Origin of the sequence: Bacillus hominis (genome assembly GCF_030348325.1) — a bacterium.
Classification (GTDB): Bacteria; Bacillota; Bacilli; order Bacillales; family Bacillaceae_G; genus Bacillus_A; species Bacillus_A hominis.
The window spans coordinates 3477760-3503884 of sequence record NZ_JAUCFS010000005.1 but is presented as its reverse complement, the minus strand read 5'-3'; the positions used below and the strand labels follow the sequence as shown (position 1 = coordinate 3503884).

The 26125-nt window shown below is 35.9% G+C and carries 24 protein-coding genes and 2 pseudogenes; 17 read left to right on the top strand and 9 right to left on the bottom strand.

The features are described from left to right. Positions 1 to 129: 129 nt before the first annotated feature. Positions 130 to 1035 (bottom strand): annotated as a pseudogene (locus tag QUF93_RS20580) (hypothetical protein); the annotation flags it as partial. A gap of 51 nt (positions 1036 to 1086) precedes the next feature. Between QUF93_RS20580 and QUF93_RS20575 the strand changes: the two are divergent. The 4 genes from QUF93_RS20575 (at position 1087) to QUF93_RS20560 (ending at position 4168) form a co-directional block, all read left to right on the top strand. Further along, entirely contained in the window at positions 1087 to 2607 is a 1521-nt protein-coding gene (locus QUF93_RS20575; protein ID WP_000277762.1) for a recombinase family protein, read from the top strand. Between the two features lie 495 nt (positions 2608 to 3102). Then, entirely contained in the window at positions 3103 to 3381 is a 279-nt protein-coding gene (locus QUF93_RS20570) for a helix-turn-helix domain-containing protein (protein WP_000580590.1), read from the top strand. Positions 3382 to 3401: 20 nt separating this feature from the next. Further along, entirely contained in the window at positions 3402 to 4022 is a 621-nt protein-coding gene (locus QUF93_RS20565; RefSeq protein WP_000453158.1) for a hypothetical protein, read from the top strand. A 2-nt stretch (positions 4023 to 4024) separates the two neighbouring features. Further along, on the top strand, positions 4025 to 4168 hold the full coding sequence (locus QUF93_RS20560) for a hypothetical protein (RefSeq protein WP_001095849.1): 144 nt from the start codon (positions 4025 to 4027) through the stop codon (positions 4166 to 4168). Between the two features lie 530 nt (positions 4169 to 4698). Here QUF93_RS20560 and QUF93_RS20555 read toward each other — a convergent pair. From QUF93_RS20555 to QUF93_RS20545, 3 genes are all read right to left on the bottom strand, one after another. Beyond that, complete coding sequence (locus tag QUF93_RS20555) at positions 4699 to 4983, bottom strand: coiled-coil domain-containing protein (protein WP_000138197.1); 285 nt, start codon at positions 4981 to 4983, stop codon at positions 4699 to 4701. A 94-nt stretch (positions 4984 to 5077) separates the two neighbouring features. Further along, on the bottom strand, positions 5078 to 5680 hold the full coding sequence (locus tag QUF93_RS20550) for a hypothetical protein (protein ID WP_000485075.1): 603 nt from the start codon (positions 5678 to 5680) through the stop codon (positions 5078 to 5080). Positions 5681 to 6317: 637 nt separating this feature from the next. After that, positions 6318 to 6518 (bottom strand): hypothetical protein, encoded by a 201-nt coding sequence (locus tag QUF93_RS20545; RefSeq protein ID WP_000368103.1) that lies wholly within the window; start codon positions 6516 to 6518, stop codon positions 6318 to 6320. 166 nt (positions 6519 to 6684) lie between these two features. On the opposite strand from QUF93_RS20545, the gene QUF93_RS20540 reads away from it, so the two are divergent. Continuing rightward, on the top strand, positions 6685 to 7239 hold the full coding sequence (locus QUF93_RS20540) for a recombinase family protein (RefSeq protein WP_000873665.1): 555 nt from the start codon (positions 6685 to 6687) through the stop codon (positions 7237 to 7239). Positions 7240 to 7662: 423 nt separating this feature from the next. Here QUF93_RS20540 and QUF93_RS20535 read toward each other — a convergent pair whose 3' ends face one another. Together QUF93_RS20535 and QUF93_RS20530 are read right to left on the bottom strand one after the other, a co-directional pair. Next, positions 7663 to 8256, bottom strand: a complete 594-nt coding sequence (locus tag QUF93_RS20535) for a hypothetical protein (protein ID WP_000182187.1) — start codon at positions 8254 to 8256, stop codon at positions 7663 to 7665. 140 nt (positions 8257 to 8396) lie between these two features. Next, positions 8397 to 8888: pseudogene (locus tag QUF93_RS20530) on the bottom strand (hypothetical protein); the annotation flags it as partial. A gap of 180 nt (positions 8889 to 9068) precedes the next feature. Here QUF93_RS20530 and QUF93_RS20525 point away from each other — a divergent pair. Further along, positions 9069 to 9437 carry a YoqO family protein gene (locus QUF93_RS20525; RefSeq protein WP_289360036.1) on the top strand — a complete coding sequence of 123 codons (369 nt, stop codon included), beginning with the start codon at positions 9069 to 9071 and terminating at the stop codon, positions 9435 to 9437. A 32-nt stretch (positions 9438 to 9469) separates the two neighbouring features. On the opposite strand, the gene QUF93_RS20520 is transcribed toward QUF93_RS20525, so the two are convergent. Together QUF93_RS20520 and QUF93_RS20515 are read right to left on the bottom strand one after the other, a co-directional pair. Then, positions 9470 to 9994, bottom strand: a complete 525-nt coding sequence (locus QUF93_RS20520; RefSeq protein ID WP_002199527.1) for a DinB family protein — start codon at positions 9992 to 9994, stop codon at positions 9470 to 9472. An 85-nt stretch (positions 9995 to 10079) separates the two neighbouring features. Beyond that, positions 10080 to 11150 (bottom strand): M24 family metallopeptidase, encoded by a 1071-nt coding sequence (locus tag QUF93_RS20515; protein WP_289360035.1) that lies wholly within the window; start codon positions 11148 to 11150, stop codon positions 10080 to 10082. 460 nt (positions 11151 to 11610) lie between these two features. Between QUF93_RS20515 and QUF93_RS20510 the strand changes: the two genes are divergently transcribed. Continuing rightward, positions 11611 to 12792 (top strand): lysozyme inhibitor LprI family protein, encoded by a 1182-nt coding sequence (locus tag QUF93_RS20510; protein ID WP_289360034.1) that lies wholly within the window; start codon positions 11611 to 11613, stop codon positions 12790 to 12792. A 52-nt stretch (positions 12793 to 12844) separates the two neighbouring features. Here the strand turns inward: QUF93_RS20510 and QUF93_RS20505 are convergent, their stop codons facing one another. After that, a complete protein-coding gene (locus tag QUF93_RS20505; RefSeq protein WP_289360033.1) occupies positions 12845 to 14554 on the bottom strand; it encodes an Rqc2 family fibronectin-binding protein in 1710 nt (569 codons plus the stop codon). Between the two features lie 105 nt (positions 14555 to 14659). Between QUF93_RS20505 and QUF93_RS20500 the strand changes: the two genes are divergently transcribed. The 10 genes from QUF93_RS20500 (at position 14660) to rsmB (ending at position 26123) form a co-directional block, all read left to right on the top strand. Further along, positions 14660 to 17383, top strand: coding sequence for a calcium-translocating P-type ATPase, SERCA-type (locus QUF93_RS20500; RefSeq protein ID WP_289360032.1), 2724 nt, complete (start codon positions 14660 to 14662; stop codon positions 17381 to 17383). A 99-nt stretch (positions 17384 to 17482) separates the two neighbouring features. Then, positions 17483 to 18358, top strand: coding sequence for a YicC/YloC family endoribonuclease (locus QUF93_RS20495; RefSeq protein WP_289360031.1), 876 nt, complete (start codon positions 17483 to 17485; stop codon positions 18356 to 18358). A gap of 67 nt (positions 18359 to 18425) precedes the next feature. After that, the gene (gene remA, locus QUF93_RS20490; RefSeq protein ID WP_001251456.1) at positions 18426 to 18689 is read left to right on the top strand and encodes an extracellular matrix/biofilm regulator RemA; all 264 of its coding nucleotides are present in this window, start codon (positions 18426 to 18428) and stop codon (positions 18687 to 18689) included. A 13-nt stretch (positions 18690 to 18702) separates the two neighbouring features. Continuing rightward, positions 18703 to 19320, top strand: coding sequence for a guanylate kinase (gene gmk, locus QUF93_RS20485; protein WP_001257739.1), 618 nt, complete (start codon positions 18703 to 18705; stop codon positions 19318 to 19320). Positions 19321 to 19322: 2 nt separating this feature from the next. After that, a complete protein-coding gene (rpoZ, locus tag QUF93_RS20480) occupies positions 19323 to 19535 on the top strand; it encodes a DNA-directed RNA polymerase subunit omega (RefSeq protein WP_098777351.1) in 213 nt (70 codons plus the stop codon). A 200-nt stretch (positions 19536 to 19735) separates the two neighbouring features. Next, positions 19736 to 20941, top strand: a complete 1206-nt coding sequence (gene coaBC / locus QUF93_RS20475; protein ID WP_289360027.1) for a bifunctional phosphopantothenoylcysteine decarboxylase/phosphopantothenate--cysteine ligase CoaBC — start codon at positions 19736 to 19738, stop codon at positions 20939 to 20941. Beyond that, positions 20938 to 23343 carry a primosomal protein N' gene (gene priA / locus QUF93_RS20470; protein WP_289360026.1) on the top strand — a complete coding sequence of 802 codons (2406 nt, stop codon included), beginning with the start codon at positions 20938 to 20940 and terminating at the stop codon, positions 23341 to 23343. Before coaBC ends, priA begins: the two co-directional genes overlap by 4 nt. 11 nt (positions 23344 to 23354) lie before the next feature. Next, entirely contained in the window at positions 23355 to 23825 is a 471-nt protein-coding gene (def, locus tag QUF93_RS20465) for a peptide deformylase (protein ID WP_002014496.1), read from the top strand. Positions 23826 to 23847: 22 nt separating this feature from the next. After that, positions 23848 to 24792: a methionyl-tRNA formyltransferase gene (fmt, locus tag QUF93_RS20460; protein WP_002121827.1), complete on the top strand. Its 945-nt coding sequence runs from the start codon at positions 23848 to 23850 to the stop codon at positions 24790 to 24792. Next, positions 24789 to 26123: a 16S rRNA (cytosine(967)-C(5))-methyltransferase RsmB gene (gene rsmB / locus QUF93_RS20455; RefSeq protein ID WP_289360025.1), complete on the top strand. Its 1335-nt coding sequence runs from the start codon at positions 24789 to 24791 to the stop codon at positions 26121 to 26123. The genes fmt and rsmB overlap by 4 nt, the downstream gene beginning before the upstream one ends. The last annotated feature ends 2 nt before the right edge of the window (positions 26124 to 26125 follow it).

Below are 26125 nucleotides of genomic sequence, written 5' to 3'. Positions count from 1 at the left end.
CGTAAACGTTTTAAAAGAATTACTCTCCTAATATAATTTCGCTAAGTAATAACGAATCCCTTTTGAAAGTCAGTACATTATGATGAATTTTACAATAAAAAAACGTAAGCAAGAGAATATTTGCTTACGTTATAGGATAAACATCGCAACGATCGTGGTGACGATTAAGCCGATGATAACTGGTAAAAAATTGCGGCGTGCAAGTTCAAATGGATCTACTTTACAAATAGCAGCGGCAGGAATAAGGGCCCAAGGAATTAACGTTCCGCCCCCGGTCCATATGGCAGCGATTTGCCCGAGTGCTGTTAATGTAGCTGTTCCATGCCCAAGTGCTGTTCCGAAAAGGTTTGCAATCGAACCCGCAAGCGAAATACCCGAAAAACCGGATCCATCTAAACCGGTAATGACACCAACGATAGTTAAAGTTCCCGCTGATACATATTGATTTAAAGGAACAGTTTGAGATAAGGCGATTCCTAAGTCATTAATGATTCCGTGTGAACCTTTCGGTAAATAGTCTCCAATAATTTTTACAAATCCACTATCCCCTAAATAAAAAAGTGCAGCAATCGGAATAACTGGACCAAAAATCTTAAACCCAAATTGGAGCCCTTCTATAAAATAATCGGTCGTTTTATTTAGGCCATTTTCTTTGTAGGCGATGAGAGAAATGATGATAATCATAATAACTGTCGTTCCGCCGATAAGTGCAGTCGCATCGCTTCCTTGTAGTTTAAACTGAATCATGCAGAGGATATCGATGGCATATATGATAGGGATACATATGGCAAGCCATTTTTTTATGCGAGGAGATAATAAAATAGTAGTTTTAGATGGTTCAGTTGATGAAGAAGAGTCTTGCAACGATAATCCTGTATGAAATTCTTTTCGTAAGAAGAAAAAAGCGACAGAAGTTGTAACAACGCCCATGACTATAACGAGGGGAACACTTGCAGATACGACGCTAGAAACAGGAAGCCCAGCGGCGTCGGCGGTTAATTTTGGTGCACCTTGAATAACGAAGTCACCTGATAAAGTATGTTATTATAATGTATATAAATACTTATTAAATGAGGTGAAACGCAATTGTATAAACCGTTCTCACAGGCAGACTATAAGCCCTCTGATAAGCCTAAAGCACTGTATATAAGGAAGTCTAAGAAGAGTCAAGGCAAGACTGAGATAGAAACAATTGAAAGCCATTTAAAGCGTTTAACGGACTTCTGCAAAGATCAAGGCTGGAACAACTACGTGATTTATAATGATTATGTTGCAAAGTCAACGGACATAAATAGAATTGAATACAATAAAATGCTGAATGCTTGTTTAGATGGAAAGCACGATTTAATTGTTGTTGTGGAAGAATCAAGGTTATATCGTACAGTAAATGAACAGACGAATGTGTATGAAGAATTAAAGGGAACTGACATAGCTATCCTTTCCATACGTGAAGGCTACATCTTCCCTAATGATAGAAATCAGTTTCTAACTAATATCATTCGTGGTGCTATGAATCAGCAAGAACTTGAAAACTTTGCTTATAGGATGAATGTAAAGGTTTTAGCAAGTGCGAAGGAAGGTAAATATGTCAATAAGCTACCTTTCGGTTATTTCAAAGATAAGGACAAACTGACACCACACCCTATTGAAAGCAAGACGTTTAGGTTTATTGTAGACAAAGTATTAGAAGGATATGTAATAGCTGAAATCATTGGGAAACTTAACCAACTAGGGTATACCACAAAATCTAATAAGAAATGGAAAGACGTAGGTACAATTACAAGGATGTTGGCTAATCGTGTTTACTTAGGTGAAAGCCACTATTACAGTAAGATGTTTGAGGAAGATGTTATAGTGCGTGATACACATCCAGCATTATTAACTATTGAAGAATTTCAAAAAATAAGTAACATGATTCGTTCACGTAGCAGGAACCCACAAGGTATCAGGTATACTAAAATCAATACAGTGCTGGATAGATTAGTTGTATGTGGAATATGCGGTAATAGGTTACCAATTCATAAATCATGGACTAATAAAGAAGGGGTTACATCTTATCAGGTGGGGAAATGCCAAAAGGTTATGGGTGAATACAATGAGAAGAAATGTCCTAATAAATCGATTTCATTGAAGGAACTACTTCCACACTTTTATATTGCTATTGAAAGCTATAAGGATTCATTAAGAGAAGAAATAGAAAGTGTAGAAATAGATACAACCAGTGATATGAAAATTAAAGTCATGGAACAAATAAAGGATATATCAAAACGTATAGCTGAAATACAAATTGAAATACAAAACGCTAAAAGCTATTTAATCAAAGGAGTTTTATCTGAAGCAGATTATGTAGGATTAGTACCACCCTTAGCGAAGGATTTAAAGGATTTAAATGTGGCACTAGAAGATAATGAACGACTACTTGCTAGTTTGACTGACTATGATAGAAGTGCAGTTATTCAAAACGCTGTTGATTCGCTAATTAACATTGAAAACGAAAGCATTGAAAATCAAAATAGGGTATACAGACTACTGTTTGAACATCTAGAACTTGTAAATACAGTGGATGAATTTGAAATAAGGCTAAAAGAAAAAGACGTCTCCAATTAGGAAACGTCTTTCTTTGTTTCTATGTTAGGCTGAGATAATTTCACGATTGTTTCAGCTACTTGTTTATAGTTAGGATTAGTGGCTTTAATTATGGTTACTTTAGGTATACGTTTATTTTTCATAAACACATCACCCCATGTAAGCCATGGTATTCAGATTGATTTTTTTTGTTACTTAATAATCCATTATTTCCTTCCGTTTTTCTACTTCTATTTACATCTTTCATCTGTACTAGCACCTCACTGAATTTGTGTTGTCAGTTAGGTACTTGCAAATACGGAATGAATTAGGACATTGATTTGAAAATAAATTTAAAAAACTTGTTTTTATCACCAGTAATGTCCCTAGTCGTCAAGAACAAGTAAGTGTGGAAGTCTTGTTGAGGATTTCCTACGTGAATAATTTCCCTATGTGAAGGCGTGTCTTATGACGCGTCATTTTTAATTTGTCATGACTTCCTAAAATAGGAACTTTAAAGAAACTGAGGTGAGATAAATGATTGGTGTAAATGTGAACAGCTTACCGCACGAACGAAAGGTAAATTATCAAATGATTAAATACGTTCGTTTAAGTAGAAATATGACTCAGGGAAAGTTCGGTGAGGTATGCAAAATAGACCAAAGTGTACTAGCAAAGCTGGAACGTGGTGAGTTACCACTTTCGCCACACTATGAAGCTAAAATCATGGACGGTATTCATGCTTTGAATATCAGTCAACTAGAACTGGTATCAGTGAAAAGAATTGTAGAACTAAAGGAACAAAGAATTAAATAACTAAATGGAGGTATGGAGAAATGGAAGTTAAAGATTTGTTTGTTGAAACTAAGAAAATTGTAGCTGAATACAAGGAATATGCTGAGGGACTGGACAAAGAAGAACAGGAACTACAAATGGAATTGGCAGCAATGCAAGAGGAAATGACAGCAATTCTGTTAGACCAGGAGAATGCAAACTTGTCAGAACGTATTTATTTAAAGGCACAGGCAAAGGGAATCAACTCTAAAGTAGAAATCATTCATTCTATGTTAGAAGAATTAAATGAGAAAAGATCAGCTTTAAAGATTGCGTATGTTCCAGTATTTCAAGAGGTACTGAGAAGAGACCGTACTAGTGCTAATGAGTATAACGTGACAGAACTTGCCATCCGCCACCGTTATGAATTACTTACTGAGGTAGCTGAAATGGGTAAACAGTTCCAAAAACAATACCATTCGATTGCACCTGATATTCATGAAATATTTGAAGATACAAAGGTAAAAGAAGTGTTTCCACGACTAGAATATTCTTTCGAACAAGACCAGTATCAACCACACTTTAGTTGGTTTGATAAGTCAGTGATTTCCAAGAACGATATGTTTTCAGCTACTCGTGGGAATTTACCAGAACACTTAAAGCAACCTAAGGAGGCAAAATAAATATGAATACACCTAACTTAACTAGCATTGTAAAGCAGGACGTACTAGCGGAACTGAGAAGGGGAAATACAGACGTATTGAAGGGACTACCACCAGTGTTAGCTATGCAATATGGATTAGCTTTGCAAAATGAGGGCTTGGTATAAGGCATTTCTAATCCAAAAAATGAAGGTCAGGTATATTCGGTGTGTGTGTAGCAATGGAACAAAATCACGCAACAAGGATTAGCGGACATTAGGAATCTGTTCTATAAAGAACCGGATTCCTTTTCTGTCTTCATTTGGGGTTCAGCCGAGATATGTGTAAAGATAGGTCATACCCTTACTTTTATTTCCAGTAAAATAGGGGTGGAAGTATCAAACTCTACTACTCCAACAAACCCAACACATCTAAAAAGATAAACACAGGTATCATCGTAATGACATATATAAGAATTTTACAAATAAAATGAATCTTAATACCTAACTTATCCGGAAGAAGCCATATCGACAATCCCAACAGCGTACGCCCTACAGCCAAATATAATTGAGGTAAAAGAACATTATCTATTCTTACCTCCATATACTCTTTACCAGACTCAAACAATACAGCATATAGGATCAATATAATGAAATAAAGAATAAACACTTTCACATAAATTTTCGATTTGTTTTTTCTCGACTTATAAAAACTCCTTTTATTTTCCATTCCCGGCGATGCCCTCAACGATTTCCCTTGCTGTCTTTCGATGCTTATTTATTTCAATGATTTCATTTAATCCTTTATGCACGTCAGCAAAGCCCTGTTCGAATGTGGCTTGTAGTCCTTTAAAACTACCTTCCAAACTATCCATTTTCCCCTCCAACCTATCTAACTTATTATCTAAATTATCTAACCTACCATCTAACTTATCCATTTTCTTCTCCATTTCACATAACTTTGCATATATCTGTTCCATTAGTTTCTTCTCATTTTCTGTCATGCAGCTAGACCCCCTAAAAAGTTTTCAAAATCCGTCGCAAAATTATTTATTATTAACAAATGGCAAGGTAAACCCTCTTAAAGTAAAGCACCCGTTAGTTAAAGTGTATTGTTTCACAAACTTCTTTTTTCCTGCGTTCCATTGATTTAGAGTAACCAAAACAATCTCTAAATAACTTCCTACCAATATATTGTTGAAAATTATTGTATTTATATCTGTAATATTCGTTCCAATAGCTAATCATTCTATTATAGCTTTTGCAAAACGCCCCAATATTTTCAATACAAAATTTTTTAATCCGTTCTGTATCCTGTTCTTTTAAAATATCATAAGTCATTTCTAATATTTCTACGACATATTCATCACAGATTTTTACGATATAAGGAATAGCCCAATCTTCATAATCCATCTGAAGCAACGAATACATATGCTTTTGGCGAACAAGCCCGTCACAACTTCTTGAATATATGCAATGCAAAATCATCTTTTGTCGTTCACTTAAATTGTCTATAACTTCATCTGAACTATCAATGTAGTAGATACGATAAGGAAACCTAATTACGTTATTATCTTGAAAATATTGAATAATATCCTGAGACACACCAATAGTGACATTATTATAAGTTTTATTAGGTATCGATCCAACCGCTTTAGTAACATCGTCTCTCAAATAGTTTGGAAACCCCTCTTGAAACATACAATCACATCCTTGCTTTACATAATGTTAAAAATGTGTAGTTAAACTAAACTGCCCAATTAGTTTAATAATAAGGTAACTATCAATAAAGTAAAAGTTAATCTCCTTACAATAGCCCTCAGCAACGCACCTATTTGACATATTGTTTTATTTAGGTTGTGTATCCCTTTTGAACTTCCAGTTATTTCCACTCAGGAATTTGAAAATGGTGCGTATATTTTGCAGACACCAGACAGCCCATATACAGGGGGGCCCCCCCCATAGGGTGGGGTATCCCTATATAAAAATATAGTAGGCGTCGCAACTATTACCGCATGACGTTATCACCAATCCTCGTTCTTCTCATTTATCTCACTGATCTCATTCTCATTTGTTTCTTCTTCTTTCTTATCTCACCTCACTGAGTCCTTGCTACCATCGTTGCTACTGTCAGTGCTGGTACTGTTGCCATTCCCTGTCCCTCTATCCTCGCTACCCAGCACCGTCCCTCGTCCTACTACTACCCACACTACCATTCCAATAGGGGCTATATAGCCATGCCATAGCACCGCCCTTTTAATAGACGTACATAATAGTAAAAAGGATAACAACATAATGTTGCTACCCTTTAAATTATCTCTAAAAAAATCTGTGTATATTATTTCATAAATGAACCTTGATTATATAGGTCTATCAATGAGATCCCCCTTTTGATGGCTACTTGTTCAATTAGGTTTATTTCATGGTACATAGCATTAGATAAAATTCCATTCTCTATATTTTTGCTTATGTGGTAATAAAAACCTGCTAACATTTCTAACGGTAACCTATCGTATAAAGAACCCCCATCATTATCCATTAACAGCCCCCTCTTTGAACTAGTATACAATATTAAATCCATTACAAATAGAAGGGTCATAACTTAACAGTATTGACACCGAGAAGTCATTGCTGTATTATCAAGGTATCGGAAGGTGTCGTAACTTAGTGTCATAAATGAACCGTAAAAAAGGGGATAATACATAATGAAATACGGATACGCACGAGTAAGTACGGTGTCACAGGAATTAGAGGTACAATTAACAGCATTAGAAAATGAAGGCTGTGACAATATTTATTCTGAGAAGTTTACAGGAACTAAATCAGATAGACCGCAATTACAAGAAGTTCTTTCAATCCTAAAAGAAGGTGATACATTAGTTGTCACTAAACTAGATAGATTAGCAAGAAACACTGTTGAGGGAATCGAAATCGTAAAAGGACTATTTTCTAAAGGTGTAAGAGTTCATGTTTTAAATGTGGGACTATTAGAAGATACGACAATGGGTAGATTCTTCTTAACTACATTACTAGCAGTGGCAGAAATGGAGAGAAATTTAATTGTAGAACGTACTCAGGAAGGCAAAGCCATTGCTAAACAGCGTGACGACTTTAGAGAAGGGCGTCCAAATAAATACAGTAAAAAACAGATAGAACATGCTTTAAAGCTATTAGAAACCGAGTCTTACAAAGAAGTAGAAAATAAGACTGGCATTAGTAAAAGTACCTTAATACGTGCAAAACGAAAGGCTAACAGCTAATGCTGGTGGTCTTCTTTTATTTTGGCTGTTCAATTGTGCAGGAAAAACATTTCTGAGTCGGCTGTATAAAGAGGGCATGGAAGCGGAAAAACGTGAGGAATTGCACAAAAATGAACAAGCTAAATATGTCACAAACGTTGCTATCATGCGGATTCTCAGCAAAGACTCGTTGTGCACGGTTCAAATAATGAACGTTAATACTTTCTTTACTTCACTTCATTCTTTTAACAGATTTCTTTTATCCTTTTCATAGTATTCTTTTAGAGAATATATTTAAGTTTGATTATATAAGTTTGTTTAAAGTAAGTATGTATAACGTTCATAATCCGAACTATCTCAAGTACAATTATTGAACTACTGAGGTTCATTATTTGAACTACTTAATCCCTATTCTTGTGACTTTGAGGTACATAATTTGTACTATTACATTTCACCACGTTCTTTCAGTAACATTTTTAATTCTTTAAGTGAAAGATTTTCCATTTCATCATAAGGTATTGTTTTCTCTTTAGGAACAACTTGTTTTGCTTGAATTTGCTGTTCTTGTTGTTCCCTCATTTGCTTGTCTTGTAGATGCTGTTGAAAACGTTCCTTGTCATGAACTGATATTTTCATTAACTTACTTTCAAACTCTTTAAATTGTTCAACCTTATCAGGAACACATTTATATAATGCTGTCCTGTTTAATGGCTTGTAGACCACGTAAACATTATTTCCTTTGTTTGTCTTGCTTTTCTGTATTAGCCCAACTTCATCTAATCTTTTAAGGCTGTTATGAATAGTTGCTTTTCCACCTATACGAGTATCAATCATTAAATGTTCAATAGTTGGGAATGCATAACCATAATTTTCATTATATAGTTGCAATAGCTTCACATATACCACTAAATCAGTATGAGTAATCAATCCTAACTGAATATAATCGAATAATTGCATTGGTACTTGTTCAAAGTTACCTTCAACATTCCCTTTACAAATAATTTCCGTTCCTTTGATCTTTGTTACAATGTTTGTCATTTTAAATCATTCCTTTTCTACAAGTTTAGTGGTTTAATTTCTGAACCTTACAATTACCTACTTGCAAAATGAGAATGAAATAGGACAAAGTGAAGTTTCATCATACATCCTTTTAAAAATACTTTACATTAAGGGGTTTTATCTCCAGATAAGGCGATGCCGTGTCCGAATAAGTTCATAGCAATTGCGACTCCAATTGGCGGAAGACCGACGCGTACAGCGACAGGTAATAAAATAGCTCCCATTAAAGCGACAGCCGGAGAGGGCCAAAAGAAAAAGGAAATTGTCATCATTAAAAGACCGATAATCCAGTAGGCATGTGTAGGAGTGCGAATCATTTTTGTAAATGGTGAAATCATCGTATCATTTATGCCGGTATGAACGAGTAAATTGCTCATCGATACGATAATGGAAATGATTAATATAGTTGGTAATAGTTCAGTAATGGCGTAAATGAAACTTTGAAAAATACCGCTAATGGCAAGAGGGATAGAACTTGTTGCGGTTAGTGCCAGTAAAAAGATAAAAACGATACAAATGATCGTCGTATCTTTCCGAAGAATAAAGAAGGTAATAATGGTTAGTAAACAAAGAACATAGAGAGCGTGCAAAAGCGTTAATTCAACTCCCATAACATTCACATCCTTTAGGCGTTCGTGTAGTTCATTGTATGAAAGCAGTGAAAGTATGTGAGTATAGGAAAAAGAAAAATGAAATTTCATGTACTGTAATGGTAAGAGTAAGAAATGGATGTTACAATGCAATTAATCCTAAAAATGGAATTTAAAGAGAAGTAGAATGGGGGAGTACGAATGAGAGGGAAAATAGGGTATTATGGTGTGCTCGTTTGTTTACTATTATCAGTTATTTCAGGGCAATTTCTTAAAAGTGAATGGGTACCAGTTATATTATGTATAGGAGTATTGATTTTTGCACCTATGTATCGCTGGAATGAATGGAAAGCATATAGTCGAAAAAAGAAAATTATTTTTAGTATCGAGTTTGTCATTATAATTAGCACGATACCGTTTTTATTATTGAAAGGAAATGAGATAATAGATGGAATTGTAATGTTTCAAGGGTGGTTGTTTATTGCGAAGTTGTTATATTTAATATGCATTTTAATGTTGGTAGCGGTAGTCACTAAAACAGTAAACGAAAAGTTATTCGTTAATGAATAAAAGAAAATGCCACCTTATTCGGTGGCATTTTCTCATTTCACTGCATGAGCTTTTTGCATCTTCTTAATCAAACGAATTTGTCCGCGGTGATTGATCTCATCTTCAAATACGTGAAACCATTTGAAATAATTGTTAGCTGGTTTGTCATACCAAAAATCTGTCGTTTTAAATAACCATTCATCGGGTAACGATTGAAAAGTTTCAATTGTTTTAGAGCGTACTTCTTGTAATGTATTTATGTAAAACTCTATGGAGTTTCCTTTTATTTTTTCTCGTCCAAGATTCCCTAGTTCAACAGCAGGTAACCAACGTTCTAATTCAGCATCTGTCGGTTCACGATCTTCAAAGGTATGAATTTGGTAGTAAAATTCAATAGCAGCCATGTGATATAATAGCATGCCAATTGAATTTGCTTCATCATCATATAAATAATCAAGTTCTTCAATTGTTAAACCTTCCACCGCTTGCATCGTTGTGTAACGAGCGTAATTCATCATGGAAACAAGTTTTGAAAATTCAACTTGTAAACCATCTATTTTATCAATTACAAAGTTCAATTAAAATTCCCCCTCTTTAAACGAATACTCCAAAGAAGGAATTCTATGTGCAGAGAAAAACTCCTGTTAAAAAAGTTCATAATTTTTAACAAGGAATAACAATTAGCTCTCTATTTGATTTTGTAATAACTTCATATCCGTCTTTTGTAATTACGATATCGTCTTCAATTCTACAACCGCCCCAGTTTGGTATGTAAATACCTGGTTCAACTGTAACAACCATACCTTCTTCTAAAGTAGCTTTACTTTCTTGGGATAGGCGAAGAGGTTCATGTATTTCTAAGCCAAGACCGTGCCCTGTAGAGTGACCAAAATATTGACCATATCCATGTTCTGTAATGTAATTTCTCGTTACATCATCGATACTTTTCGCAGTTTCTCCAGGTTTAATCGCTTCAGTTCCACGCTTTAATGCTTCTAACACAACATTATATATTTTTTTGAATTCTTCTGATGGCTCGCCGATTGCTACAGTACGTGTAATATCGGAACAATATCCATTATAAAGGGCGCCGAAATCTAATGTAACGATATCGCCGCGTTCGATTATTTTATTCGATGCGACTCCATGAGGAAGGGAAGAACGAACACCAGAAGCTACAATGATTTGAAACGACGAAGATGCAGCTCCTTTTTTTCGCATGAAAAATTCTAATTCGTCTCGGACAGCAGTCTCACTTATTCCTGGTTTTAGAAACTGAAGGATGTGGTGAAATGCTTCGTCAGCGATATTAGCTGCAATTTTCATTGTTTCTATTTCAGGTGTGTCTTTAATAAGGCGAATATTTTCAATGATTTCGCAAACTGGAACCATTTCCGTATGTATATATTTTTGTAGTTTCTTAAATTGTTGCAGAGTTATATTGTTTTCTTCAATTCCAAGTTTTTGGATATTTAATTTTGATACTTGATTTGCAACTTCCTTTTCTAAATTCCCATTATGCATAATGATTTCAGCTTTTTTTATTTGTGATTTTGCTTGATCTACATAGCGGAAATCGGTTATAAAAACAGCTGTATCCGCAGAGATTAAGACGACGCCAGCACTACCTGTAAATCCTGTTGCATATTGGCGATTTTCTTTTTTTGTAATGAGTAACCCGTCAATCCCATAGTTTTGTAGTTGTTTTTGGATTTTATTAATTTGTAAAGTCATGTTAATTCCTCCTCCTATTCACAGTATTGAATAAAGCAAATAGCATGCCAAAAAATATCTTTAGAGAAAAGATAGTGGGAATTACATATGTTTTAGAGAAGATAAGAAATTTAGCCCATTATTTGTGGGCGGTGGGCTGCTCGTGAAATACAGATTCCTTCAATTAGCAGTGGAAGAATGAAAAAAACATCAACTCAAGGCTCACTTTCTTTACACACTGTAAAAAAATTTATACAAATACGAAATAGAACTGTCAAATTTTTTGATAATATTGAATTTAGGAAAGGAAAATATAAGCGACTTTTAGATTATATATTTGGAAAGTATGTTATTTGTTTTATTCGAGTATAAAATTTAATATATAAATAAATGATGAGTATTGATATAATAGGTAATTGTTGGATTTCTCTCGAAGATAGGGATACGTAACGAATATGAAAGGGATAAGGATTGTGAGTACATGAAGAAATTAAATAAAGTGATGTCATTTTGCTTGGTAGCTAGTATGTTCGTTGTAACAGGCTGTGAAAAAAGTAATAACAATGCTCAACTAAGTGAAAAAATTGAGCAACTGGATGAAGCACCAGAAGTGACAGAGAAGGAAGCTGAAAAAATTGTAAGAAAGAGTGTAGATGAAATTGCAAACTCTTTTAGTGAAATGGAAAAAGAGAATGGATGGAGTCGAAATAATCCTGGAGATTTGGGGACAGCTAAAAAAGGAGTTAAGGGATTAGTTTCAGATAAGTTTGTGGAGAAACAGCTTCCAGGATTGCTTGATACATTTAATAGGTCAAGGGAAACGGATATGTTGCCATTCCCAATTCATATTGAACCAGACGTGCGGATAACTTATTCGCAGAAAAATGATGTTTTAAAGATTGAGACGCTTACCCTTGCAAATGATATGGGGAATGATGCAGAGACGTGGGAATTTATTTTAGTTTATACAGATGGAAAATGGCTAATGGATGGATGGTCATCAAATACGCCAGCAGATTTAAAGTTAACTAAAGAAGAAGCTAACGAACTTCTTAGAGTTCAAGGTTTTAAGAATGTTTCTTTTGTTAGAGAAGAGAATAGTGGAAATAAGAAATATATTTTTAAAGAAAGTAACGGAGTAGTTGCTGTGGATGCCCAAACATCTGTTATTACTCACAATGTAGATGATAAAGAACAAGAAAAGGTAACGAAACAAGATTTTATTCAAGAGCAAGAAACAGTTAAGGGAAATGGTTCCAGTACGTATACTAGTTTAAAAGAAGAGAAGCAGCCAAAAAAAGAATCTTCTTCCGTGTTAGGTAAAACTAAGGTTCTAAATGAGTTAGCTGTTCTAGAAAACGAAGAAAAACATACAAACGTTATGTCAACAAATGACATAGTAAATGAAATAGAAGGAAATTATCAACTTTGGGATAATAAACTAAATGAAATTTATAGTACATTAAAGAGTACTATGTCAGCTGACGCGTTTCAGTCGTTGAAAACGAAACAAGTTGCATGGGTTAAAGAAAAGGAAAGTAAAGTTAAAGCAATTGCTACAGATGAAAATAATGGAACGATGAGATATATCGAAGCTGCAGATGAAAAATATAAGATGACAAAAGAAAGATGTTATGAATTAGTGAATGGATATATGAACTAAATTGAAAACATTAAAAAAATGCGTCGCTTACAAGCAACGCATTTTTTAATATTTACGCTTTTAATTTCATTACTGTATCAGCATCTGGTGTTACATATAATGTTTGTTGATTGTCATATGTAACAAATCCAAGTTTTGCACCACTCGGTTTTTTGACATGGCGTACCTTTGTGAAATCTACAGGAACAGAGCTAGAATCTTTTGCTTTACTGTAATAAGCGGCGATTTTAGCGGCCTCGTGTAAAGTCTCTTCCGTAGGTTCAAGAGAACGAATGACAACGTGGGAACCAGGTATGTCTTTCGTATGTAACCAAATTTCATCACGACGGGAGAATTTCGTTGTTAAATAATCATTTTGCTTATTGTTTTTACCGACGAAAATTTCTGTACCATCACTTGATAAATATTTATCCAATACTGGTTTAGTTGGTTTTTTCTTCGCGTTCTTTGTCTTGCGACTACGTACATAACCTTCTTCGGCTAATTCCTCACGAATTTCTTCAATATCTTTTGAAGAAGCAGCCTCCATTTGTTGAAGTAAGCTATCAAAATAAAGAATTTCTTCATTTGTTTTTACGATTTGTTCTTCTACAATAGCAACTGAATTTTTCGCTTTTTGGTACTTTTGGAAATAGCGTTGTGCATTTTCAGATGGTGTTTTTAAAGGATTTAATGTGATTTTTACAGTCCCACCATTTTCGTCGTAATAGTTAACGACTTCAATATCTTTATCGCCTTTTTTCAAAGCGTACATATTGGCTGTAAGTAGCTCTCCAAATAGTTGATATTTATCTGCTTTTCCGGCATCTTGTAATGTTTTTTCTAGTTTACTTAGCTTCTTTTCATTTTTTGTTTTTTCATTTTGCATAAAGCGTTCTAAATCGTGAGCTTGTTGTTTTACACGATCGCGCTCTGCTTTACCAAAGAAGAAACGATCTAATAATTCACTGACAGATGAAAATGTTTTTTCATTTCCTTGTAAGTGAGAAAGAGGGAATAGGTAAAAGAACTCTTTTCCATTTGCTGTTATCATTGCTGGCACGTACTGATGTGTTAGCAAAGGTTTTTGCAAGCTGAAGAAAGCTTCAGATAATGCTTTTTCATTTGCCATACCTGCTTTTTTTACAACTTCTTTTGCAAATAATGGGGAAATTCCCATGAATGCTCCGACAAGTTGTTTGTCCATGTTGCCAGATAAAAAGTCTAGCGGTCTAATAAAATCATCTTCTGTTTCGATAAGAAGCGGATTAACCTTATGTTGTGCTGGTGGGGCAACATATTCAGCTCCCGCATATACAGTACGATGTCGGTTTACCGCTAAAGAAACGTGTTTTAAGCTATCTAAAATAACATTTGTTTTCGTATCTACTAAGATAATATTACTGTGTCGTCCCATTATTTCGATTACTAATGTTTTTACTGATTCGTCACCGATTTCATTACGACTGCGGACTGTAATTTGAATAATACGTTCTAAGTCAATTTGTTCGATTTTCTCAATAAATCCACCTTCTAAATGTTTGCGAAGAAGCATACAAAACATCGGCGGTAGCGCTGGTGAATCGTAGTTTTGATTTGTTAAGTGCATACGCGCATATGTAGGGTGAGATGAAAGAATCAGCTTTTGGTTTTTTCCGTTTGCTCGAATATGTAATAAAACTTCATATTTTGAGGGTTGATATATTTTTGAAATTCTTCCTGTTTGAAGAGAATTTGCAATTTCATGTGTAATTGCTCTTGTAAATAATCCATCGAATGCCATGAATGAACACTCCTTTCTAACTAAAAGTTAATTATAGCATTTTTTTGGACGAGGCTGAATAAGCTTTCATTAGAGTATGTCTGGAATCAGGAGGTCGATGGCAGGATGAATTGGTATGAAATGCGAGCACATGAAGTGGAGGAAAGAACGAATACGAATGTGGAGGTAGGTCTTACAGAACAAGAAGCAGAGGGTAGATTAAAGAAATTTGGTACAAATGAATTGCAAGAAGCAAAGCGTCCTTCTGCGCTTATGGTGTTTTTAGCGCAATTTAAAGACTTTATGGTACTTGTTTTATTTGGTGCTACAATTATTTCAGCTTTTTTAGGAGAGTATATTGATTCGATTGCAATTGTTGCAATTGTTATTATCAACGGTGTCCTCGGTTTCTTTCAAGAAAGGAAAGCTGAAAAATCGTTGGAAGCTTTAAAAGAATTGGCAGCCCCTCAAGTTACTGTACTAAGAAATGGGAAGTGGATAAAAGCGCCGTCAAAAGCGCTTGTACTAGGTGATATTATTAAGTTTTCTAGTGGTGACCGTATTGGCGCGGATGTTCGCCTTGTGGAATCTTCAAGTTTATATATTGAAGAATCGGCTCTTACAGGAGAGTCATTGCCTGTACAAAAGAAGGTAGAGGCGTTACAAGGGCAAGATGTTTCAATTGGTGATCAAAAAAACATGGCATTTATGGGGACGCTGATAACGAGAGGTGCTGGAACGGGAGTAGTCGTAGCGACTGGAATGAATACAGCTATGGGGCAAATTGCAAATATGTTACAAAATGCTGAGCAAATGGAAACGCCATTACAAAGAAGATTAGAACAGCTTGGAAAAATTTTAATTATCGTTGCTCTTATTTTGACGGCTCTTGTTGTATTAGCTGGTGTATATCAAGGGAATGAAGTGTATCACATGTTTTTGGCTGGGGTTTCGCTTGCTGTTGCAGCTATTCCAGAAGGATTACCAGCTATCGTTACGGTTGCGCTATCACTCGGCGTACAGCGTATGATTAAAAAGAGGGCAATTGTGCGAAAGTTACCAGCTGTAGAAACGTTAGGCTGTGCTTCTGTTATTTGCTCAGATAAAACAGGAACAATGACACAAAATAAAATGATGGTAACGCATATGTGGTCAGGTGGAGAATTGTGGAAAGTAACAGGTCAAGGCTATGAGCCAACGGGTTCGTTTATGAAAGGTGAAGAAGTAATTGACCCTACTAAGGCGAAATCACTGTATCAACTACTTACATTTGGCTGTTTATGTAATAATGCGAATGTTATTCAAAAGAAAAAGATGTATGTGTTAGATGGAGATCCAACAGAGGGAGCTCTCGTTGCTGCTGCAATGAAGGCGGGAATATCACGTGAAGTTCTTAAAGGAAAGTTTGAAGTCATTCGTGAATTTCCTTTTGATTCAACTAGAAAAATGATGAGCGTTATCGTTCGTGATCGTGAAGGGAAAAAATTTGTTATTACAAAAGGAGCACCAGATGTTCTTTTGCAAATGAGTCAAACAATTTTGTGGGGAAATAAGCAGCAGCCTTTAAGTGAAATGTATCGAAAAGAAGTGCAGGCAGCGATTCATAGTTTAGGAAGTCAAGCTTTACGAACGATTGCGGTGGCATTTAAACCGTTAAAAGCTACAGATTCAATTGAACATGAAAGAGAAGTCGAGCAGGATTTTATGCTTGTTGGAATACAAGGAATGATAGATCCGCCAAGACCAGAAGTGGCGCAAGCGGTGAAAGAGTGTAAGGAAGCTGGTATTAGAACGGTAATGATTACGGGAGATCATAAAGTGACAGCAATGGCAATTGCGGAACAGTTAGGGGTTTTACCAGCAGGTGGACGCGTTGTTGAAGGTGTAGAGCTTGCGAATATGGATGTAGAGGCATTAGAAGATATTGTAGAAGATACATATGTATTCGCTCGTGTGTCTCCTGAGCATAAATTAAAAATCGTTAAGGCGCTGCAAAATAAGGGGCATATAGTAGCTATGACAGGTGATGGAGTGAACGATGCCCCGGCCATAAAAACAGCTGATATAGGGATTGCGATGGGAATTACAGGGACAGATGTTGCAAAAGAAGCTTCTTCACTTGTGTTGTTAGATGATAACTTTGCTACGATTAAATCGGCGATTAAAGAAGGTAGAAACATATATGAAAATATTCGGAAGTTTATTCGGTATTTGTTAGCATCTAACGTTGGTGAAATTTTAGTTATGTTATTTGCGATGTTACTTGCACTGCCATTGCCGATGGTTCCAATTCAAATTTTATGGGTGAACTTAGTTACTGACGGTTTACCAGCGATGGCATTAGGTTTGGATAAGGCTGAAGGAGATGTGATGAAGAGAACACCACGCCATCCGAAAGAAGGGGTGTTCGCTAGAGGGCTTGCGTGGAAAATTATAAGTCGTGGTTTTCTAATCGGAGCAGTGACATTAGTAGCGTTCATTATTGCATTTAACCAGCATCCAAATGAATTGAAGTATGCACAAACGGTAGCCTTCGCAACATTAGTACTTGCTCAGCTTATTCATGTATTTGATTGTCGTAGTGAACATTCTATATTTCACCGCAACCCGTTTGGAAATATATATTTAGTAGGGGCGGTTATTATTTCTTTACTGTTAATGCTTGTAGTTATATATTATCCACCATTACAGCCAATTTTTAGCACAATGCCGATACAAGCACGAGATTGGTTGTTAATTGGGGGATTATCATCTATTCCGACCTTCTTATTAGTAGGATCCTTATTAACAAGAAAAAAGGAGAAAAAGAAAAAGCCACTGTTATATAAGAAGGGATTAAACTTGAAATAGTCAATGATATGAAAGTATGATATAATTTACAGAAGGTAGTAGAGCCTTGTCTCTATTACCTTTTTCATTGAGTTATTTCATGGCTTGGATGTGATAAAGATGATTTGTAGTATGACAGGATTTGGAAGGTCGAAAGTAGAAAACGATACTTTTCAAATAACAGTAGAAATGAAGTCGGTGAACCATCGCTTTTTAGAAATGAGTATTCGGCTTCCGAAGCAAATGATGGTGTTTGAAGACAAGATTCGTAAAATAATTGCAAAGCAAGTTCGCCGTGGACGTATTGAAGTGTCTATTAGTATAACAGGTAAAGGGCTTGTTGAAAGAAAATTAACTGTGAATTGGGAACTTCTCAAGCAGTACCAATCCATTATGGAAGATATAAAAGGGAAATTTCAATTACAAGATTCTATTACACTCGGGCAACTAATGAGAATGCCAGAAGTAACGGCAATTGAAGAAATAGAAAATGTAAATGAACAATTTGAAACCAGTTTATATGAGGCTGTTCGCCAAGCTGCTCATATGTTGAAAACGATGAGAGATGGCGAAGGAGAACGATTACATAAAGATATAGCATATCGTTTGCAAGAGATTCATAATTGTGTAAATGCAATTATTCCACATGCATCAATTGTTACACAAAAATATCGTGAACGATTAGAAAATCGTTTAAAAGAATTACATAACCAAGATTTAGATGAACAACGATTGTTGACAGAAATAGCAATCTTTGCAGAGCGTTCAGATATTCACGAAGAATTAGTTCGCTTACAAAGTCATTTAGAACAATTTCGTGAAGCACTGCAAATTACAGAGCCTGTTGGAAGGAAAATGGACTTCATCGTGCAAGAGATGCATAGGGAAGTTAATACGATAGGTTCTAAGGCAAATGACTTAACAATTTCAAAATATGTTGTAGAAATGAAAAATAACCTTGAAAAAATTCGTGAACAAGTACAAAATATTGAGTAGCTTTCAAAAAATATACAAAGTTATACGTGGTGGAGAAATCGGATAGACTTACTAGGAGGCGCAAACTATGGCCATGCGGTTTTTAAATATTGGGTACGGAAATATTGTATCTGCTCATCGAATTATTGCTATTGTAAGTCCGGAGTCAGCTCCTATTAAACGAACAGTACAGGAAGCACGTGAACATAATGCTTTGCTTGATGCTACGTATGGGAGAAAAACAAGGGCGGTTATTGTTATGGATGATGGGCATGTAGTATTAAGTCCAATTCAGCCAGAGACGATTGCACATCGTTTGAATAATAAAGAAGATTTAAGTGAGGAAGGGTAGGTTTTACATATTTATGAGAAGTAGAAGAGGATTGCTCATCGTTCTTTCGGGACCTTCTGGTGTCGGGAAAGGAACGGTTCGAAAAGAGCTGTTTAGCCATGAAGACACACGTTTTCAGTACTCTATTTCAGTAACGACACGTAAACCGCGTGAAGGTGAAGTAGATGGTGTGGATTATTTCTTTAAAGAGAGAGAAGAATTTGAAGAAATGATTCGTAATGAAAAGTTACTTGAATGGGCTGAGTTCGTTGGTAATTATTACGGAACACCGATTGATTATGTTGAAAAAACGTTACAAGAAGGAAAAGATGTGTTCTTAGAAATTGAAGTGCAAGGAGCAATTCAAGTTAAGAAAGCCTTCCCTGAAGGTGTATTTATTTTCTTAGCACCTCCAAGTTTATCTGAACTAAAGAACCGAATTGTCGGCCGTGGTACAGAAACTGAAGATGTTATTGAAAATCGTTTAACTGTAGCGAAAGAAGAAATCGAAATGATGGACGCTTATGACTATGTTGTAGAAAACGATCAAGTTGAATTAGCTTGCGACCGAATTAAAGCAATTGTGGTTGGTGAACATTGCCGCCGCGAAAGAGTGGCAAAATACTATAAAGAAATGACGGAGGGTCTATAATTATGTTAAATCCATCAATTGACTCATTATTAACAAAAATCGATTCTAAATATACACTTGTAACAGTAGCTGCAAAGCGTGCACGTGAAATGCAAATTGCTGACAATTGTGTTATTGAAAAGCCTGTTTCTCATAAATGTGTAGGTAAATCATTAGAAGAAATCGATGCAGAAGTATTAAAATATGTACCAAGCGATGACAAAATAATTGATTAAGACATTCTTTTCGACAAATTAAAACATAGACTTTATAATTTTCTATGTAACGGTAACAACCTATTTACAAGTAGGTTGTTATTTTTTTACGACAGAGCTGAAAAGAACTTGGATAAAGATGAAACGAAATGCTAGCACTGACGAGCTGAAAAAATTCCATTTCAGCAGAATAAGTTTTAAAAAGAAAGAGGACGAGTCATATGCTAAAAGGGAAAAAAATACTTCTATGTGTAACAGGAGGCATTGCGGTTTTTAAAGCAGCGGCATTAACAAGTAAATTGACACAAGCTGGGGCAATTGTAAAAGTAATGATGAGTGAGTCAGCAATGAAATTTGTAACGCCTCTTACATTTCAAGCACTTTCTCGCCATGATGTATATACAGATACATTCGATGAGAAAGACTCGGCTGTTATCGCTCATATTGATTTAGCGGATTGGGCAGATGTTGTGCTTGTTGCACCTGCTACAGCTAATTGTATTGGAAAGTTAGCTGGTGGTATTGCCGATGATATGATTACAACTACTTTGTTAGCTACTACAGCTTCAGTATGGATTGCACCTGCTATGAATGTGCATATGTATGAAAATAAAATTGTTCAAAAAAACATGATGACGTTAAAAACATTAGGATATACATTTATTGAGCCAGGGGAAGGTTTTTTAGCATGTGGTTATGTAGCAAAAGGAAGACTGGAAGAACCTGAAGTGATTATTGGACGATTAGAAGAGGCTTTCTCAGAACAAAAACCATTGCAAGGAAAGCGAATATTAATAACAGCTGGACCGACACGTGAAAAGATTGATCCAGTTCGTTTTATGACGAATTTCTCTTCTGGAAAGATGGGGTATGCGATCGCAGAAGTTGCAGCAAGCTTAGGTGCTGATGTCATACTTGTGTCAGGACCGACAGCATTAGAGTCACCATTACATGTAACAACAATACAAGTAGAATCTGCACAAGATATGTTAGAGGCAGTCCTTCAACATTATCAGAATGTGGATGTTGTCATTAAAACAGCAGCCGTTGCAGATTACCGTCCGAAATATGTTCATGATAATAAAATGAAAAAGAAAAATGGCGATGCTGTAATTGAATTAGAAAGAACAGTGGATATTTTAAAAACGTTAGGTGAGAAGAAGGACCGACAGCTACTTATCGGTTTTGCAGCTGAAACGACAAACATAGAGGAATACGCAATGAGAAAATTACGTGAGAAAAATGCAAATATGATTGTTGCGAATGACGTGAAAGCTCAAGGAGCTGGGTTTGGTACAGATACAAATATTGTGACAATGTATAGAAAAGATGGAGAAATTATTGAGCTGCCACTTTTAACGAAGAAAGAAGTTGCTCGTGAAATATTAAAGCAAATTGAAATGATGTTAGAAGATGATCGTGTATGAAGTTTGCAAGTGTAATTGTTGATGTACCTGCACGTCAAACAGATCGTCCGTTTGATTATATTATTCCTAAAAAATGGGAAGATATTGTCCAGACGGGAATGCGTGTAGTAGTTCCATTTGGTCCAAGGAAATTGCAAGGTTTTATTATTGGGATCAAAGATTCAGTTGACGTAGAGAGTAAGAAATTAAAGACAATCCATGAAATATTAGATGTGACGCCGGTATTAAATGAAGAATTATTAAAGCTAGGATATTGGCTTACAAGTGAAACATTATGTTATATGATTTCAGCTTTTCAAGTAATGCTTCCAACGGCGATAAAAGCAACGTATAAAAAGCGTCTACAACTGCGTAAAAAAGAAGAAGTAGCACCTGAAATACTGTATTTATTTCAGGATAAGGAAGCAATCGATTGGGAAATTATCGAGGCGCAACCACATTTATACCGCATGATTCAACAAGAGATTAAAAACGGCACGGTGGAACTAGTTTATCAAGTGAAAGATAAAGTGCAGAAGAAGAAGCAAAGAGTTGTTCAACCAGAGTTGCCAGAAGATAAATTGGAATTAGCGGCATTTGAACTGAAAAGTAAAAAACAACAAGATGTGCTCTATTATTTTGTGGAGAATTACAAAAGTGTACCGTTGAAAGTGATAACAGAAGAGTTACAAATAACAGATGCCCCAATAAAAGCACTTGCTAAAAAGGGATTAATCTCAGAAAAGTATGTGGAAGTATACCGAAATCCGTATGACGATGATGATTTTGAACAAACGAAACCATTTCCACTTACTGAGGAACAAAAACAAGTAATTACACCGATTTTGTCATCAATTACAAATGAAACTTACAATCCATTTTTACTATATGGTGTTACAGGAAGTGGTAAGACAGAAGTGTATTTACAATCTATAGCAGCGGTGCTCGAGAAAAGAAAAGAAGCAATTGTGCTTGTTCCTGAAATTGCGCTAACACCCCAGATGGTAGATCGCTTTAAAGGTAGGTTCGGTTCGCAAGTTGCAGTTCTTCATAGTGCGCTTTCTGTTGGAGAAAAGTATGATGAATGGCGCAAAATTTTAAGAAAAGAAGTGAAAGTGGTAGTTGGTGCGCGTTCAGCTATTTTTGCTCCCTTTGAAAATTTAGGAATCATTATTATTGATGAGGAACATGAATCGAGTTATAAGCAAGAAGATAACCCGAAGTATCATGCGAGAGATGTAGCAGTGTGGAGAGGACAATACCATAAGTGTCCAATCGTTCTCGGAAGTGCAACGCCGACACTTGAATCGTTTGCTAGAGCGAAAAAAGGTGTCTATGGGTTGCTTACAATGGAAAAACGTATGAACAAACAAGCTTTGCCGACTGTAGAAATTGTTGATATGCGGGAAGAGCTTCGTGATGGAAATCGTTCAATGTTTTCAAAGGCACTGCATGAAAAAATAGCAGATCGATTAGAAAAGAAAGAACAAATGGTTCTCTTTTTAAATAGAAGGGGTCACTCTACATTTGTGATGTGCCGTGATTGTGGGTATGTCGTACAATGTCCGCATTGTGATATTTCGTTGACATATCACAAAATGAACCATCGTTTAAAATGTCATTATTGTAGTCATGAGGAAAATATGCCAACGGAGTGTCCTGCTTGTAATAGTACGTATATTCGTTTCTTTGGTACAGGGACGCAAAAGGTTGAAGAAGAAATCACAAAACTATTTCCTGAAGCGCGGGTCATTCGAATGGACGTGGATACAACAAGTCGTAAAGGAATGCATGAAAAATTATTAAAGGCGTTTGGTGAAGAGAAAGCAGATATATTACTTGGAACACAAATGATTGCAAAAGGGCTTGATTTTCCGAAGGTGACACTTGTTGGTGTTTTAACGGCGGATACGATGCTCCACTTACCTGATTTTCGAGCGAGTGAAAAGACATATCAGCTATTGACACAAGTGAGTGGACGTGCAGGAAGACATGAATTGCCAGGGGAAGTTGTAATTCAAACGTATACGCCGGAACATTACAGTGTAGAATTAGCAAAGAATCAACAATATGATGTATTTTATGAGCAAGAAATGCAAATGAGGCGAATGAGACAATATCCGCCATATTACTACGTTGTACTTGTAACTGTATCTCATCCGGAATTATTAAAGGCAGTCCAAGTAACGGAAAAAATTGTCGGCCATTTACGAACGCATTGTTCAAGGCAAACAATGGTGTTAGGGCCGGTTGCTTCAGCAATTCCAAGGATAAAAGATAGATATCGTTACCAATGCATGATAAAATACAAACGGGAACCAAACTTAAAGAACGTGCTCAAAATGGTAAATGAACATTATCAAGCAGAAATGCAAAAAGAGCTACAAATCTCAATTGATTTTAATCCAACAATGTTAATGTAGCGGAGGGAAATATGGCAGTTTTAGAAATTGTAAAGCATCCAAATGAAGTGTTAGAAACACCATGCGAAAGAGTAATTAACTTTGATAAAAAGTTAGTGAAATTGTTAAAAGATATGCATGAAACAATGTTAATTGCAGACGGCGTTGGTCTAGCTGCGCCACAAGTAGGTGTAAGCTTACAAGTTGCTGTTGTTGATATCGGTGATGATACGGGTAAAATTGAATTAATTAATCCTGTTATTTTAGAAAAACGCGGTGAACAAGTAGGTCCCGAAGGCTGCTTAAGCTTTCCGGGACTTTATGGTGAAGTGGAGCGTGCGGATTACATTAAAGTACGTGCGCAAAATCGTCGCGGTAAAATATTTTTATTAGAAGCGGATGACTTCTTAGCGCGTGCAATTCAGCATGAAATCGATCATTTACACGGTGTTTTATTTACATCTAAAGTGAAAAGATATTATGAAGCAGGCGAATTAGAATAGGTTTAAAAGGAGCGGTTTTTGAATGATGAAAGTAGTATTTATGGGGACACCGGACTTTTCTGTGCCGGTGCTTCGTCGTCTTATAGAGGACGGATATGACGTAGTTGGTGTTGTCACGCAACCTGATCGTCCAGTTGGTAGAAAAAAGGTTTTAACACCTACTCCTGTTAAAGTAGAAGCGGAGAAACATGGTATTCCAGTATTACAGCCGTTAAAAATTCGTGAAAAAGACGAATATGAAAAAGTATTAGCACTAGAGCCAGACTTAATTGTAACAGCGGCATTTGGACAAATCGTACCTAATGAAATTTTAGAAGCGCCAAAGTATAGATGTATTAATGTCCACGCGTCATTACTTCCAGAACTTCGCGGTGGTGCACCAATTCATTATGCGATCATGGAAGGTAAAGAGAAAACAGGTATTACAATTATGTATATGGTAGAAAAATTAGATGCTGGCGATATATTAACGCAAGTAGAAGTAGAAATCGAAGAGCGTGAAACAACAGGTTCATTATTTGATAAGTTAAGCGAAGCAGGAGCACACCTTTTATCTAAAACGGTTCCTTTACTAATTCAGGGTAAACTAGAACCAATTAAACAAAGTGAAGCTGAAGTGACGTTTGCATATAATATTAAACGTGAGCAAGAGATAATTGATTGGACAAAAACAGGTGAAGAAGTATACAATCACATTCGCGGATTGAATCCATGGCCAGTTGCTTATACGACTTTGGCAGGACAAGTTATTAAAGTATGGTGGGGAGAGAAGGTCTCTATTACAGAGAAAGCTGAACCAGGTACAATAGTAGCTCTTGAAGAAGATGGATTTGTTGTTGCAACAGGGAATGAGACAGGTGTTAAAATCACTGAATTGCAACCGTCTGGTAAAAAGCGTATGAGTTGTTCACAATTTTTACGTGGAACAAAACCTGAAATTGGTACGAAGTTAGGAGAAAATGCATGAGACAAAATGTTCGTGAGTTAGCTCTGGATGGCTTAATTCAAGTAGAAAAAAGTGGTGCATATAGCAACTTACTTTTAAATAACCTAATTGAAAAAAGTACAATCGATAGAAAAGATATAGGTTTATTAACTGAAATTGTATATGGAACGATTCAACGTCGTGACACATTAGATTATTATTTACAACCTTTTTTAAGAAAAAAGGTTGAGGCGTGGGTAAGAGTATTGCTTCGCCTATCTTTATATCAAATGATTTATTTAGACCGAGTGCCAGAAAGAGCGGCTATTCATGAAGCGGTTGAGATTGCAAAGCGTCGCGGGCATAAAGGGATTTCAGGCATGGTGAACGGTGTATTACGTTCGATTCAGAGAGAAGGTATACCTTCTTTAGATGAAATTAAGGATCCAGTAGAACGTCTTGCAATTGCAACGAGTCATCCAATGTGGCTTGTACAAGAATGGGCATCTGAATATGGTTTAGAGACAGCAGAGAAAATGTGTGAAGTAAATATGTTGCCACCTGTACCAACAGCACGCGTAAATGTTGATAAAGTAACGGTAGAAGAAGCGGTTGCGTTATTAGCTGATGAGGGTATAGAAGCAAAACGTGGCGAATTGTCAGAGGATGCAATTCAAATTGAAAGAGGAAATGTAGCACATACAGAAGCGTTCAAAAACGGTTTCCTTTCTATTCAAGATGAAAGCTCGATGCTTGTAGCACGTGCTTTAGAACCGAATAAAGGAGATGCAGTTCTAGATAGTTGTGCTGCTCCTGGTGGAAAAACAACTCATATTGCAGAGCGTTTGGACGGAACTGGTAAGGTAATGTCGCTTGATTTACACGCACATAAAGTACGTTTAATTGAACAACAGGCGAAGAGGCTTGGTTTAGAAAATGTAGAAACGATGGCTTTAGATGCTAGAAAAGTTCAAGAGCATTTTGCAAATGAATCTTTTGACAAAATATTAGTAGATGCACCATGTTCTGGATTTGGTGTTATTAGACGTAAACCTGATATTAAGTTAGGTAAAGATAAGGGCGATAGTGAAAGGTTATCAACGATTCAACTTGCGATACTAGAAAAAATAGCACCATTGTTAAAACGAGGCGGTCGTCTTGTTTATAGTACGTGCACAATTGAAAAAATAGAAAATGAACAAGTAATAAAGCAATTTTTACAAGAGCATCCTGAATTTGAATGGGATACTACGCTAAAAGATCGCATGCCAGAAAAGTTAAATCCGTATATTGATGAAGGTCAAGTACGAATTTTACCGCATTATTTTGCAACAGATGGCTTTTATATTGCTTGTTTAAGAAAGAAGGTGTAGCA

Excerpts from the sequence above, each read along its gene's own strand:
- QUF93_RS20570 (WP_000580590.1), top strand. The coding sequence starts at position 3,103 with ATGATTGGTGTAAATGTGAACAGCTTACCGCACGAACGAAAGGTAAAT.
- QUF93_RS20565 (WP_000453158.1), top strand. The coding sequence starts at position 3,402 with ATGGAAGTTAAAGATTTGTTTGTTGAAACTAAGAAAATTGTAGCTGAA.
- QUF93_RS20560 (WP_001095849.1), top strand. The coding sequence starts at position 4,025 with ATGAATACACCTAACTTAACTAGCATTGTAAAGCAGGACGTACTAGCG.
- QUF93_RS20555 (WP_000138197.1), bottom strand. The coding sequence starts at position 4,983 with ATGACAGAAAATGAGAAGAAACTAATGGAACAGATATATGCAAAGTTA.
- QUF93_RS20550 (WP_000485075.1), bottom strand. The coding sequence starts at position 5,680 with ATGTTTCAAGAGGGGTTTCCAAACTATTTGAGAGACGATGTTACTAAA.
- QUF93_RS20545 (WP_000368103.1), bottom strand. The coding sequence starts at position 6,518 with ATGGATAATGATGGGGGTTCTTTATACGATAGGTTACCGTTAGAAATG.
- QUF93_RS20540 (WP_000873665.1), top strand. The coding sequence starts at position 6,685 with ATGAAATACGGATACGCACGAGTAAGTACGGTGTCACAGGAATTAGAG.
- QUF93_RS20535 (WP_000182187.1), bottom strand. The coding sequence starts at position 8,256 with ATGACAAACATTGTAACAAAGATCAAAGGAACGGAAATTATTTGTAAA.
- QUF93_RS20525 (WP_289360036.1), top strand. The coding sequence starts at position 9,069 with ATGAGAGGGAAAATAGGGTATTATGGTGTGCTCGTTTGTTTACTATTA.
- QUF93_RS20515 (WP_289360035.1), bottom strand. The coding sequence starts at position 11,150 with ATGACTTTACAAATTAATAAAATCCAAAAACAACTACAAAACTATGGG.
- QUF93_RS20510 (WP_289360034.1), top strand. The coding sequence starts at position 11,611 with ATGAAGAAATTAAATAAAGTGATGTCATTTTGCTTGGTAGCTAGTATG.
- QUF93_RS20505 (WP_289360033.1), bottom strand. The coding sequence starts at position 14,554 with ATGGCATTCGATGGATTATTTACAAGAGCAATTACACATGAAATTGCA.
- QUF93_RS20500 (WP_289360032.1), top strand. The coding sequence starts at position 14,660 with ATGAATTGGTATGAAATGCGAGCACATGAAGTGGAGGAAAGAACGAAT.
- QUF93_RS20495 (WP_289360031.1), top strand. The coding sequence starts at position 17,483 with ATGATTTGTAGTATGACAGGATTTGGAAGGTCGAAAGTAGAAAACGAT.
- remA (WP_001251456.1), top strand. The coding sequence starts at position 18,426 with ATGGCCATGCGGTTTTTAAATATTGGGTACGGAAATATTGTATCTGCT.
- gmk (WP_001257739.1), top strand. The coding sequence starts at position 18,703 with ATGAGAAGTAGAAGAGGATTGCTCATCGTTCTTTCGGGACCTTCTGGT.
- rpoZ (WP_098777351.1), top strand. The coding sequence starts at position 19,323 with ATGTTAAATCCATCAATTGACTCATTATTAACAAAAATCGATTCTAAA.
- coaBC (WP_289360027.1), top strand. The coding sequence starts at position 19,736 with ATGCTAAAAGGGAAAAAAATACTTCTATGTGTAACAGGAGGCATTGCG.
- priA (WP_289360026.1), top strand. The coding sequence starts at position 20,938 with ATGAAGTTTGCAAGTGTAATTGTTGATGTACCTGCACGTCAAACAGAT.
- def (WP_002014496.1), top strand. The coding sequence starts at position 23,355 with ATGGCAGTTTTAGAAATTGTAAAGCATCCAAATGAAGTGTTAGAAACA.
- fmt (WP_002121827.1), top strand. The coding sequence starts at position 23,848 with ATGATGAAAGTAGTATTTATGGGGACACCGGACTTTTCTGTGCCGGTG.
- rsmB (WP_289360025.1), top strand. The coding sequence starts at position 24,789 with ATGAGACAAAATGTTCGTGAGTTAGCTCTGGATGGCTTAATTCAAGTA.